This window comes from Synechococcus sp. R6-5 (genome assembly GCF_047461775.1).
In the GTDB taxonomy this organism is placed as follows: domain Bacteria; phylum Cyanobacteriota; class Cyanobacteriia; order Thermostichales; family Thermostichaceae; genus Thermostichus.
In genome coordinates this window covers 1-12,633 of record NZ_JANSHV010000167.1, presented here as the reverse complement: position 1 = coordinate 12,633, position 12,633 = coordinate 1, and the positions used below count along the sequence as shown (strand labels likewise).

Genomic DNA, 12,633 nt, shown 5'->3' with positions numbered 1-12,633 from the left:
CTGTTCGCGTCAGCGGGACGGAGTCCTTATAAGCAGCTCCCCAAGCTGCCGGAAGCAGAGGCCAACTTGGCTCGGGCTGTTTGCGACCAAGAAGGGGAAATCATGAGCCGCTTCCGCCTGATCCTGGAGCGGAAGATCACCGCCCTGCGTACCCGCTGCCACGGGGATTATCACCTGGGCCAGGTGCTGTTTACCGGCAAAGACTTTGTCATCATCGACTTTGAAGGGGAGCCGGCCCGCTCTTTGGGCGAACGGCGTCTCAAGCGTTGCCCCTTACGGGATGTGGCGGGGATGCTGCGATCCTTCCACTATGCTGTCCACACAGCTTTGCGCCAGCAACTGGAGAGCGGCTTGGTCTGCGCCGACCACTGCCCCGACATGATGCGGTGGGCCCAGTTTTGGCACCGCTGGGTCTGCGCGGGCTTTTTGGCCGAATATCTGCAGGTGGCTTCCCAAGCGGCTTTTTTGCCCCGCAGCCTGCAAGAGATAGAGGTGTTGTTGGACGCCTATCTGCTGGAAAAAGCCATTTACGAGCTGGGCTATGAGTTGAACCACCGCCCCGAGTGGGTGGAGATTCCCCTGCGCGGGATCCTGCAGTTGCTGGGCATTTCCACCAAGGTTTAGGGGATCCTGTCGGCAGGCCATTTGGGGTGAGCGACTGGGGGACAAGCATGTGTGGACGGTTTAGCCTAGGAGTGGCGCCAGAAGTGCTGAGGCAGCATTTTGGCTTGCCGGCGGCAGCCCAAGAAAGGGCAGTTGTCTCCCGGTACAACATCGCCCCTTCTCAGCCGGTGCTGGCGGTGGTGGCGGGATCCCTTCAGCGCAAGGCAACCCATTTTCGCTGGGGCCTGATCCCCGCTTGGAGCCAAGCCGCCAAGGCCGGGTTGATCAATGCTCGTTCTGAAACGGTGGCCGAGAAGCCTTCTTTCCGCGAAGCTTTCCGCCGTCGTCGCTGCCTGATCCCGGCCGATGGTTTCTACGAGTGGGCCGACTCAGGTACGGCCAAGAAGGGCAGACAACCCTACTGGTTTCACCTGCTGGATCGACCGGTATTTGCCTTTGCCGGCATTTGGGAACGCTGGCGCAGCCCAGAGGGGGTGGAGGTGGAAACCTGTGCCATCCTCAACACCGCTGCCAACCGCCTGATGCGGCTTTTTCACGAGCGGATGCCCGTGATTTTGACGGAAAACGACTACGACCTTTGGCTGGATCCCCAGGTGCAGGATCCCAAGCTGCTTTTGCCCTTGCTCCGCCCCTACCCAGCAGAAGCCATGGCGGCTTATCCGGTCAGCACCCATGTGAACAACCCCCGCCACGAGGATCCCGCTTGCCGTGCTCCTATCGGAGAAGCAGTGCAGGGATCCAGCCTCAGCGAGCCCGCTGGTAGCGCATCCCCGGCAGTTGTACCAGCCAGCCTTCCAATTCCATAAGCAGCAGGGTACTGGAAAGGGTGGCAATATCCATCTGGCTAGCCTGGGCCAGGGCATCGAGGCTGAGGATGCCCTCCCCTAGCAGCTGCCAGAGCAGTTGCTGTTGGGGATCGCTGGGGCCAGTGGACGAGGGCTGCTTTAGCACAGGGGATCCCTGGAGGAGGCCCAAGTCTTTCAACAGCTCCTCGATCCCCAGGATCATGCCGGCGCCGTCGCGGATGAGCTGCAGGCAACCGCGGGCTGCTGCCGTGTCGATGTTCCCCGGCAGGGCATACACTTCCCGACCGTAGTGGTTGGCCAGGTGAGCAGTAATTAGCGCTCCCGAGGTTTCCGGAGCCTCCATCACCAAAGTGGCGCGGCAGAGGCCGGCAATGATGCGGTTGCGCTGGGGAAAATGCTCCTTGGCCGGTGGCGTGCCGGGGGGATATTCGCTGAGGATGGCCCCTTGGGCCAGGATGCGCCGGTAGAGAGCTTGATGGTGAGCTGGGTAAACTTTGTCCACCCCCGTTCCCACCACGGCCACCGTCTTGCCGCCGGCATCCAGACAGGCCTGGTGGGCAATGCCGTCGATCCCCGTTGCCAGCCCCGAGACCACCACACAGCCAGCTTCCGCCAGGGCAGCGCTGACTTTCTGGGTCCACTGTCGACCGTAGGCCGTAGGGGCGCGGGTGCCGATGATGGCAATAGCCGGCTGTTGCCAATTGGGACATTCTCCTAGGGCATAGAGAATGGGCGGGGGATCTGGCACCTCCCACAGCAGCGGCGGATAGTCCGGATCTGCAGGCGTGAGAAAGGGGATCCCCGCTTTGAGGGTTTCCTCCAGGATCTGCTCGGGATCAAGGCCAGGACGGGCAGAGACAATAGCCTGGGCCAGGGTGGGGCCGATCCCTTCCACCTGCTGCAGGGCCGGGGCATCCGCCTGCCAAGCCCGCTCCAGGGATCCGAAAAACTCCGCCAGCCGTTTCAGGCGGTGGGGGCCAATCCCCTTGACTTGCGCCCAAGCCAGCCAATAAGGCCGCTCTGGTTCTCCGCGCTTTGGCCAACGGAAAGGCTCCACCTTGCCGGCAGGATCTGAAGGGGAAGTGGAGAAAGACAATTTCAGCTCTGCGCAACAGTGGCTGTATCTTAAATAATCGGCAAATAATCGGCAAAAGGAACCCGTGGCAAAAAATCAGGAGATGGGCAGATGTCAGGGTTGGATCCCGCCGGTAACCTTCAAGGATCAAGGCAGCTGCGGTTTGGACGGATGCGGCAGGCTTGGGTGTGGGGGTTTTATCCCCTGCTGTGGCTGTTGACCTGGGCAGGGATCCGCTCGGCCCAGCCCCAGTTTTTGGGGATCCCGGCCTGGTATTGGCTGGCGGGATTGGCTGTCCTGCTGTTGGTACCTCTTAACTTCTACATTGTGCGCGTTTGCTGGCCGAGAGGCGGAGATGAGTAACACGGTTTTGAGTCTGGGTGTGGTGGGGGCATACTTGCTGCTGCTGGCGGCCATTGGCTTCTGGAGCTATCGCCACAGCGGCCAGGATCCGGTTAGCTACTTTTTGGCGGGGCGGGGTCTGGGATCCCTGGCTCTAACCTTGACGACGCTGGCGACGCTGCTCAGTGCCTTTACCTTCATTGGGGTGCCGGCAGATGCCTATACCCACGGCCTGGGAATCTTCCTGGGGGTGGGGGTGACCACCGCCCTCATTTCGGGGCTGTTTTTGTGGGTGGGCTACCGGGTATGGCTAGCAGCCCAACACTTTGGCTTCATCACCCCTTCGGAGTTCTTCGGCCATCGTTTTCAAAGCCCCCTGTTGGCGTTGTTGTATTGCCTGAGCGCTTTGGTGTTTACAGCCCCCTACATCAGCATCCAGATCATTGGCGGAGCCCGCACCCTGGCGGCGGTGTTGGGGGAGGGGATCCCCTACTGGCCCTTGGCGGTGGTGGTGGCGCTGGTGATCTTGGGGTATGTGCTCTTTGGCGGATCCCAGGCGGTGGTCTGGACGGATGTGGTGCAGGGGATCATCTTGATTCTGGGGATGGGGGTGGCCTTTGTTGCAGTGGCTTTCTCCCTAGGGAGAGAAGCGGGTAGCGAACTGGATCCCTGGCTGAGCTTGCCCGGCCCCCAAGGACGCTGGAGCTGGCAAGGGTTACTCGGCAATCAACTGCTGTTTTTCATGGCCACTCCCCTTTTCCCACAATTTTTCCAGCGCTTCTACATGGCCAAAAGTGCCCGGCCCTTCCAGACCCTGATGGTAGTCTGGCCGCTGCTGATTCTGCTGGTCTTTTTCCCAGCAGCTCTTCTTGGGGTTTGGGGCCGCCTGGCTTTTCCCGGCCTGGAGAAAACGGACCAGATCATGCCCCTGATGTTGCAAACTCTGCCCGGCGGTGTGGCAGCGGTGGTGATTACAGCAGCTCTGGCCGCCCTCATGTCCACGGCAGACTCACAGCTCCTTACGGCCAGCTCGTTGGTAACGCGGGATCTGGTAGTGACCCTCTTCAGGCGCCAGCTTTCCCCCCACCAAGAAGAACAATTGGGACGCTGGGTGGTGCTGGGGATCGGTTTGGCCTCTTTTGCCATTGCCCTTAACCCGCCGGGGCTGATTGTGGAGATTGCCACCTGGAGCTTTCAGGGAAATGCCATGCTGTTCCCAATCCTGATAGCCGGTCTGTACTGGAAGCGGGCTACCCGCGCTGGGGCTGTAGCCGGGGCCCTCGTCTCCAGTGGCCTGACTTTAGGTTGGCTGTCGGGTCTGTTGCCGCGGGCTTGGACAGGGGGCTGGTTACCCGTAATCCCGGCAGTGGTGATCGGCAGTGGGGTGTTAATTGGCGTAAGCTTGCTTACCCAGCCGCCCAAGGAGCAGGTGACCGCCTACTACGAGGAAGGGCCTTGGGGAGAGTAGGTTATTCTTTATCGATCAGCTCAATCAACGCTTTTCCAGGTCTGCCGGTAGCCAGCCAGCTTGAGCCAGGCCGTTGAGAAATGCGAAAGTCCCTCCCAGGAACAGCAAGCCCATCAGCCCGGCCAAGGGGTTGCCGCCGATCCCGGTCAGCCACTCGGGCACCCTGCCGGTGTACTCAATCCAGGCCAGATTGTTGACCCAGGCCATGCCCCATACCCAACCCGCGTGCAGCCCTAGGCTAAGGCCCAGCTTGTTTTGGTTCCAGACCCTCGCCTGCACCAGCAGCAGCCCCATCAGCCACAGTCCGGGAAATTGCGGCCAGGTGGCGAGAATCTCAGGCAAAGGCTTCAGGAAATGGGCCATAGCAAACAGGAAGCTGGATCCCCACACCGCAGTGCTGCAACCGTAGTCCAGCAGCATCTCCTGCAGCAGCCAGCCGCGAAAAAACAGCTCCTCCGCCAGCGCCACCCCCAAGCCCAAAAGCAACCCCAGCAACCCATAGACCAGCAGGGATCCCCCTCCTACCGCCCTCCAACTCAGCCAACCCAGGGATCCCTCCAGGCCAAACAGCAGGAAAAGCCCGCCCACACCTATCCCCAGGCCCCACAGGATCCCGCCTCGGCAAGGCCAACTGCCATCCAGTCCATAGGCGGCAAACCCGGATCCCCACAGCCCCAGCCAGACCAGCAGCAAGGCATACAGGGGCAGCCACAGGTAGGCTCGCGCTTCCGGAAAAAACCACCCCCCTAGCCCGACCCACGGCAGCCAGGCTAGGAGGGGGATCCCCAAAAACAGCAACAGCCGCAGCGGCAAGGGCAAAGCCTTGAGTTTTGCAATCAGCAGGCCCACCCCAACCGCTCCTGCTTAGCGTTCCGGCTCAATGGAGCTGGTGAGGCCGTGCTGACGCAACTGCTCACAGTAAAACTCCGCGTGCTCCCGCGGCACCACGATCACCACAGCAACACCGTTGTTGTGGGCTTCCAGCATGATCTCAGTGGCTTGCGGCGGCATCATCGCCGGGATCACCTTCACCAGCACCTGAACCACGTACTCCATGGTGTTGACATCGTCGTTGTGCAGCAACACCCGGTACATGGGCATGTGCTTTGGGGTTACAGAAGGCTTGACCAGGGTCTCTGTAGCCACAACGATCCCTCCTTCGGCAGGGTCAACAAGAAGTCTAAGGAACGCAAAACCGCAGAAATGGGGCAAAAGCAGGAAAAACTGTAATGAAATTTTAGCCTTCTCAGCAAGCTCTGTGAAAAGGCCGTGGGGAACCTGGGCGCAGGGGTCAGAGCCGTTAAACCAACCCTAACCCAGCCTTCACCTGCCCACAACCTCAGCTTGGGGGCAAAAGTGCTTGACTAAAAAGGCGATTGGCCTTTGTTGCGGATCCCTTTACATTTGCCTGCGTCCCTGAGGTGGGTCTTATGAGTTCCCTGCGTTCCCGTCGCTTTTTCCTGCAACTGCTTATGTTTGGAGGTGGGGCAGCCGCCCTGGCTGCCTGTGGGGGCACCTCCAGTTCCTCCATTCCCCCCCTGGGAGAGCCTGGATTTCCCCAAGGGGTATTTGCCGGGGATCCCACCTCGGAAGGGGCGGTGCTTTCCACGCGGGTGATCCCGGCCAGCGCGACAGATACGGTTGCGGTGACGTTGCAGGTGGCTGAGAATTCCGAGTTCAACCCCATTTCGCAACAAGTTTCGCTTACTGCTCGCCGTGTGGCGGGCCGCAACTACCGCACTGAGCCAGGCGACTACATTGCTCGTGCCGTCGTCACCGGCTTGAGGCCAGCGCAGCGCTACTTCTACCGGTTTGTCAGCGAGGGGTTTACCAGCCCTGTAGGCCAGTTTCGCACCCTGCCAGCTCCTGGGGATGGACGACCCATTCGCTTCTTACACATCAGTTGTGCCAACGAGCCTCCCTTTCCTATTGGGGCAGCCATGCTGGCAGAAGTCAGCCGCGGCGATATCGATTTCATTTCCTTTAACGGCGACACTGTCTACGCCGATCGCTTCTGGCTGGGGCTGGATCCCATCGGCAATCTGGAGTTCTACCGCAGCCTCTACCGGGATCAGCGGGATCCCAACTATGCCGGACGAGAGTTCGTGCAACTGTTTGGCCGGACTTCCTTTGTTGTCAACTGGGACGATCACGAGGTGATTGACAACTACAGTGGCCAGAAGGCCCGCGGTGGCCGGGCCACTCAGCTCAACGACACCACCGGGCAAACCCGCGATGTGGAAGATCTCAAGGTGCTGGGCTACCAGGCTTTTTTTGAGTACAACCCCATTACCCCCAACCTGACAGATGTGGCCGGTGTGGATAGCCGGGATCGGCTGTTTCGCAGCTTCCGCTACGGGGCCAATGCCGAAGTCTTTATCCTGGATCTGCGCCAGTACCGGGATTTGGCCGCCGTGACCCCCATTTTGCCCATTTTGCCCCCCGGCCTGACCCGGCAGCGCTTTTTGGAGCTGGCCGGCATTCGTCTTACGCCCGAACAGGAAACCCTTTTCTTCGGCCCACCCGGCTCCGAGCAAGCCCTGTTTAACCTGCTGCGCCGCACGCCGCGCACGCTGTTGGGCAATCCGCAGAAGCAGTGGCTGTTCAACGGCCTGCGCAACTCCACCGCCACCTACAAGTTCATCGTCAGCGAGTTTCCCATTACGGTGACCTATTTCCGCTCCAACGATGTTTGGGAAGGCTACTGGCTGGAGCGGCAGGAAGTCATTGACTTTATCGAGAGCAACAACATCCGCAACGTGGTGTTCTTGACCGGCAACAACCATGCCGGCTTCATCGGACAGGTCAACCCCGGCAGCAGCAACCCTATCTGGGAGGTGTGGACCGGCCCCACCGGGCGGAGCGTTACGGCCCTCAGCATTGACGAGCTGGGCAATCAACTGGGGATCCCCAATGCCAGCCGCCTGTATTACCGGATTGTGAACGGCTTTTTGGCACCGGTGAACCCGACCAATCCGCAAGTGAGCGGGATCCCAGGGGTAACGACGGGCAACTTGCGCTTTTTGGAGCTGGCGGTGCCCAACTACAACGTTATTGAAGTCTCCGGCAGCCGCTGCACCATTCAAATCAAAGGCCCCGCCGGCAATGTCTTGACGGATCCCTTGGGGCGACGCGGGGAACTGAATTTGCCGCAATGAGAAGTCGGCCAGACCGATGCGGGAGCTTCGCCGGATTTCTGGTCAGAATTGAGGGATCCCTGCTCTACTCGGGATCCCTTTTTTTGTAACTCTTTTTCGCGATTTTCAGCATGAGATTCTTAAGATCCTTAACGTGATCTGAATCATTCGGGAGAAACGGATCTGGGTGCTAGAGTGTGGGCGTTGAGGTGGATCCCTGTAGAAAATCTATCTCCGTTTTTCAGTAGGAGGGCAGTCTTATGGCTTCGGTGCGGGGCTGGTTGGTGGCAAGCTTAATAGGAGCGGCCACAGTTATCGGGGGCGCTGCCGCCTGGGCTCAGAGCCGTAGTTTGTGGCTTTTTAATGGACAATCGACCGTAGTTACAGGCTATTTCTACCGAGGTGAAAACATCTGGGCGCAGTGCGACCAGGATTGCTTCGATGTGGATCTGGTGCTTTACGATGCCAGCGGTCAGGTGGTGGCTGCAGACGAACTGTTGGACGATTTCCCCATCGTGCAGGCGCCCTACGAGGGCAACTTTTCCGTCAAGGTGATTATGGCTAGCTGTCTCCACCCCCGTGGTTGCGCTGTGATCGTAGATTCGGACTACAGCTTCTGAGGAGTGCTGGCTGGCCTCACTTCGTCGCCACTGCTTGGGAAACCGATTCAGTAGCCTAGGCTGCTTTGTGAGCAGCTTCCTGGACTTTGGCGTGGGTAAACTTGCTCAGGCCGTGGATGGTCTTTTCCCAGTAGAAGGGCTTGGTGAAAAGCTGCCACAGAGCCATGTAAGCTGCCATAGAGTGCAGTTGCCAGTAGATGGGGTTGAGCAGGGCATAGAAGGCCAGATCGTAGTACCCTCGCCGGAAAACGGCCACCAAGTTGAGGTAAATCCCAATGGCGTTGCCCACCAGGAGGTTAAACAAGCCCAGATAAACCAGCCAACTGGGAAATAGGTTTTGCAGCCAATGGGCGCGGGTGAGCAGCCAGTAAATAAACAGCAGCCACATGATGGGGCTGGTGAGAAAGGTAAAGAAGCTGCCCCCGATAAAAAATTGGTAGGATAGCCAGTTTTTGAGGCCCAGCTTGCGCAAGGAGCGCAGGGGGTTGCGGTTGTGGACCAGCCAAGTTTGCATGTAGCCTTTGATCCAGCGGGAGCGCTGCCGGATCCAGTTTTTAACGGCACAGTTGGCCTCTTCGTAGGTGGTGGAGTTGATCACGCCCACGGTATAGCCGTGCTGGCTGGCGCGGATGCCCAAGTCGGCGTCTTCGGTGACGTTGAACGGATCCCATCCCTGCAGCTCCCGCAGGCGGTCGGTGCGAAAGTGGTTGCTGGTGCCACCCAAGGGGATCGGCATTCTGAGAGTTTCCAAACCCGGCAGAAGATAATCAAACCAATAGGAATACTCCAAGGTGAACATGCGGGTGAGGAAGTTCTCGTTGCGGTTGAAGTAGTTGAGGGCAGCCTGGACGCAGACCAAGCTGGGATCCCCTTTCTGGAAGGCCACAACCGCCTTTTTCAGTTGATCGGGGTCGGGGATATCTTCGGCGTCGTAGATGGTGAGGTATTCGCCACGGGCAAAAGCCAGGCCGTAGTTGCAGGCTTTGGGCTTGGTCTTGGGTTTGCTGTCGGGCACCAACAGCAGGCGCACGTAGCGGGGGGGCTTGGCAGCTCGAGCTGCCTCAATGGTGTCTCGGTCGTTTTCCTCCAACAGAATAAGCACATCCAACCGCTCGTGGGGGTAATCCAGCTTGGAGAGAGACTTGATCAAAATTGGCATCACTTCCGGTTCTTTGTAGACCGGCACCAGGATGGTATAGATAGGCAAGTCGCGGTCATCGAGAGCGGCCACTTCTTCATCGGTAATCTGGTGGAAGCGATCGGCGGATCCCACTAGGCTGAGCAGCAGTTTGAACAGGATCGAAGCGACGTAAAAAAGATTGATCAGCAGCACCAAAATGGTCAGAGTCGTCCAGGGAGCAGTGGCCAACCCCAATAGAAATAGCAGCAGCAGGCCGTAGCCCACTGCAATCTGAGAAGGAGTAAACACCCGCGAGGCCGATTCCTCCGGCAGGCGGGCCATGAGCTTGTACACAGCTTCTTGGCTCAGCTTAGGTCCTTGATCCTGGCTGAGAAGCTGCGTGATATCCTGCTCGGTGCCCAGAACTTTTTCAATACGCAAGCCTGGCCGCCAAGCGTAGAGGATCTCATCCACCGCCCAGTCCAGGGGGTCATTCACCATCACCATCAGAGCATTTTCATCTGCCCAGGCTAGGGGGTAGAACAGGTGGCGCATCATCAGCTCAGGATCAAACTGTTGGCTCAGATTCTCCTCCCGATGAAGCAGCCCCGTTCCCATCAGTTGCGAGACCGTTGGGTAGCCCAGCAAATGGGCTAGGATGCTGAGATACTCGGGGGTGGAGAGGTAGCTCAGCCGGGTCAGCACCTGCCCCAGGCTGGAGCCGGTGCGGCGGCAGATCTCCAAAGCCTGCTGCCACTGCTCTAAGGTAAGCCGACTGCCTACCAGCTCTGCCGTCAGCTTGCGTTCAATGAGGACGGTCAGAATCTGTTTTTCGGTGGCCGGGATCTCCCAAATCCGATCGGCTTCGGGGCAGAGGCGCTTGACATTTTGCCAGACAATGGGATGGCCCGGCTCCTCGGTAGCAACCACTACGGTTCGCGGGTCGAGCCAGCCACAGGGCAGAAAGCGCACCGGCACCAGATCGATAGGCTCGATCAGCCAAGGCAGCTCTAGGTCGAGGGGATGCTCGAGCAACCAGCTCCTCAGCTTGGGCCGATCCAAGATCTGACAGCAGAGGCGAGCAAACTGACGGGGGTGCATTGCCCTCAAGCTCCAGAGGGCCCGCGGCAGGGAACAATCAGCTTGTTTTTGATAGCGATAAGCCTTTGCCAACTGCTCCTGGGTTAGACAGCCTGTGCGCACCAACCAGTATTCGATAAGCGTTAACATAAGCTCAAAATCAGATTAATTCTAGGCGAATCTTAGGTTCTCGCTTGGCTTAAGAGGGGGTTGGCGGCTCAGGTTGCCGGGCCAAACGTCGATAGGTGTCCCATGCCCCCACAGCCAGCAGGATGGCCAGCAAAAGCACCAGCCAAAAGCGGTATTGCCACAACAAAAGCTGCCAACTGAAGCGACCGGGGTAGCGCACTCGATAGCCTGCCGGCGTGAGATCCCAGCTCTGTACTTGGGTGAGATCGGGGGCAGCGGCATAGGCGGTGAGCACGTTTCCCTGTAGCTGGTTGGCCAGGCGGGTGCGCGGATCGGCAAGGCCGCGGCTGAGGCGCTCTGCCAAAGCCGGGTCAGATCCCCACCAGGAAAGCCAAAGGTTCGGCTTACCTTTCAGGAGAAAGTACTGCAAAAGGCCGAGGTTTTCTTGAGGCTGAGCGGCCAAGGCCACCTGCTGGTTCAGGGGATTGATGATTTCAAACTGGGATCCCAACCGGATGGGGCTATTAAGCTCCACCTGATCTGGCCCAGCCACGATCACCTGCCAGGCAAAGTTCCCCGTCTCCAGGTTGGCTTCCTCTTTGGGCAAAACCTCAAGGGTGGGCAGCAGGGGTCGGGCAGCCAGCCGGCTGAGGGCACCGACCAGGTAGGCGGCAGCCGGCAGCAGTTGGGGATCCCCCAGCCCAACCCGTCCGGATCCCTGCAGCACCGCCGGGATCTCCTGCAGCTCGCCGCTAGGGGCTTGGTAGCCGCTCCAGAGAAGGCCAGAGCTATCGGAACGCACTTGCAAAGTCAGCGGGGTCAGGGATCCCTGGCAATTACCGGGGCTGGCGCCATAGTCAAAGCGGAGCTCCAGTTGATTAAAGCGGCGCAGCAGGCGGGTGGGCAGGGTCACAGTTTCGTTGAGCTGGGTGCGCCCGGTTAGGTTGTAGGTGCGCAACAGAACGCCATTCAAGAACACGTAGCCGGTGAGGCGATCCCCCACTCGGCCATCCACCGGGTTCATAATGACGTCTAGTTGCGCCGCCAGATCCCGCGGCCGCCCCCCCAATTGGGACAGGCTGAAGTTGAAGACCAAAGACTGGCTGCCAAACCCCCGCAGCAGCGGATCCACAATACCCAACTCCCGCAAGCTAAGGCGGTTGGCCCTGGCCGAGGTTTCCAGCTCCGGCACTGCAGCCACCTGGATCCCTCGGCTCACCAGCCCTGCTCGCTTCCACTCTTCATACAAAGCTCGAATGGCCTCTGGGCGAGCCGCCACCCGCAGTCGGGATCCCTCTGGGGTAATTTGATGCTGCAAGTGGGGGGTGAAATTGGCCGGCTCTAAGATCACCTGTGCCCCCTGCTTCGGACGGTTGCTCCACAGGATGGGCGTTTGCGGAAACAGGTGAGAAAGGAGGCTGTACAGCCACAGAGCTGCTTCCGCCGTCTCAGAGGAAGGATTGGCCGGCACCACCAGAGTAAGCTGAGGGTACAGCCGACGCAGAAAACCGGCCACTGTGGCATCGGGAGCGCGGGGCACCAGCTCAAAGAAACTATCCCGCCCTACCGTCAGCAGCAAATTGCCGGTATTCAAGTCGGCGCAAATATCGTCGCTGATGCTCAGGAAAGGCTGCACCGACAAGGTGATAAAGCGCTCGCCAGCGGCCAAGCTGGGGATGGGCACCCGCACCACCGGCTCCTGCCGCAGGTCCCGCACCAGAAAAAGGCCCATTAGCTCCTCGTTGATCAGCACCCGCACCGTGGACGTGGGCTTGAGCACCGGCGAGGGAGTCAGGCGCAACTGCACAAAGCTGGCCTCAGGGTCAACACCGTTCAGGGGGGCAGGGATCCCGATATCTAGACGCGGGTTAGCTCCTTGCAGCAGCACCGAGCGGTCGTAGCCCAGCCTTTGCAGAGAAATGACTTCCGCTGCGTGGACAGCCGTCGGCCCGCAACACCAAAGCAAACCGGCAACCCACAAAGCCCACTGCCTTGCCTTCTGCGTCACCTTGACCCCCTCTTGTTGATCCCCAACTTGTTTGAGGCAGGCAAGCTCCTTGGCCTACCTGACCCAGGTTTGCCCGACATGCAGAAATCTGTAAGCTTTCGGGGTCTGTACGCACAAATCGTGGATTCGGATGCCCAGGGGATCCCTCTACTGGCGGGCGTAGTCGTCCTCAAAGCGCACGATGTCGTCTTCCCCGAGGTATTCCCCGTTTTGCACCTCGATCA

Annotated in this window: 10 protein-coding genes and 2 pseudogenes; 6 read left to right on the top strand and 6 right to left on the bottom strand. The window is 59.5% G+C overall.

Annotation, left to right across the window (positions count from 1 at the left end; genetic code table 11):
• Both NW818_RS09405 and NW818_RS09400 read left to right on the top strand, forming a co-directional pair.
• Nucleotides 1-624, top strand: a pseudogene (locus tag NW818_RS09405) (alpha-amylase); the annotation flags it as partial.
• 47 nt (nt 625-671) lie between these two features.
• A complete protein-coding gene (locus NW818_RS09400; protein ID WP_414424401.1) occupies nt 672-1,430 on the top strand; it encodes an SOS response-associated peptidase in 759 nt (252 codons plus the stop codon).
• Here NW818_RS09400 and dprA read toward each other — a convergent pair.
• Complete coding sequence (gene dprA, locus NW818_RS09395) at nt 1,369-2,526, bottom strand: DNA-processing protein DprA (RefSeq protein WP_414424400.1); 1,158 nt, start codon at nt 2,524-2,526, stop codon at nt 1,369-1,371. The genes NW818_RS09400 and dprA overlap by 62 nt on opposite strands.
• 150 nt (nt 2,527-2,676) lie before the next feature.
• Here dprA and NW818_RS09390 point away from each other — a divergent pair, with 150 nt between their 5' ends.
• Together NW818_RS09390 and NW818_RS09385 are read left to right on the top strand one after the other, a co-directional pair.
• Nucleotides 2,677-2,868 carry a hypothetical protein gene (locus tag NW818_RS09390; protein WP_414424399.1) on the top strand — a complete coding sequence of 64 codons (192 nt, stop codon included), beginning with the start codon at nt 2,677-2,679 and terminating at the stop codon, nt 2,866-2,868.
• Entirely contained in the window at nt 2,861-4,315 is a 1,455-nt protein-coding gene (locus NW818_RS09385) for a sodium:solute symporter family protein (protein WP_414424398.1), read from the top strand. The genes NW818_RS09390 and NW818_RS09385 overlap by 8 nt, the downstream gene beginning before the upstream one ends.
• A gap of 24 nt (nt 4,316-4,339) precedes the next feature.
• Here the strand turns inward: NW818_RS09385 and NW818_RS09380 are convergent, their stop codons facing one another.
• Nucleotides 4,340-5,164: a lysostaphin resistance A-like protein gene (locus tag NW818_RS09380; RefSeq protein WP_414424397.1), complete on the bottom strand. Its 825-nt coding sequence runs from the start codon at nt 5,162-5,164 to the stop codon at nt 4,340-4,342.
• A gap of 15 nt (nt 5,165-5,179) precedes the next feature.
• A complete protein-coding gene (clpS, locus tag NW818_RS09375; RefSeq protein WP_099812808.1) occupies nt 5,180-5,461 on the bottom strand; it encodes an ATP-dependent Clp protease adapter ClpS in 282 nt (93 codons plus the stop codon).
• A 284-nt stretch (nt 5,462-5,745) separates the two neighbouring features.
• On the opposite strand from clpS, the gene NW818_RS09370 reads away from it, so the two are divergent.
• Together NW818_RS09370 and NW818_RS09365 are read left to right on the top strand one after the other, a co-directional pair.
• The gene (locus NW818_RS09370; protein WP_414424396.1) at nt 5,746-7,473 is read left to right on the top strand and encodes an alkaline phosphatase D family protein; all 1,728 of its coding nucleotides are present in this window, start codon (nt 5,746-5,748) and stop codon (nt 7,471-7,473) included.
• Nucleotides 7,474-7,712: 239 nt separating this feature from the next.
• Entirely contained in the window at nt 7,713-8,072 is a 360-nt protein-coding gene (locus NW818_RS09365) for a hypothetical protein (RefSeq protein WP_414424395.1), read from the top strand.
• A gap of 55 nt (nt 8,073-8,127) precedes the next feature.
• On the opposite strand, the gene NW818_RS09360 is transcribed toward NW818_RS09365, so the two are convergent.
• The 3 genes and pseudogenes from NW818_RS09360 to NW818_RS09350 all read right to left on the bottom strand — a co-directional run.
• Nucleotides 8,128-10,422 (bottom strand): glycosyltransferase family 2 protein, encoded by a 2,295-nt coding sequence (locus tag NW818_RS09360; protein ID WP_414424394.1) that lies wholly within the window; start codon nt 10,420-10,422, stop codon nt 8,128-8,130.
• 49 nt (nt 10,423-10,471) lie between these two features.
• Nucleotides 10,472-12,409, bottom strand: coding sequence for a cellulose biosynthesis cyclic di-GMP-binding regulatory protein BcsB (locus NW818_RS09355; RefSeq protein WP_414424393.1), 1,938 nt, complete (start codon nt 12,407-12,409; stop codon nt 10,472-10,474).
• A 147-nt stretch (nt 12,410-12,556) separates the two neighbouring features.
• A pseudogene (locus tag NW818_RS09350) lies at nt 12,557-12,633 on the bottom strand (mannose-6-phosphate isomerase); the annotation flags it as partial.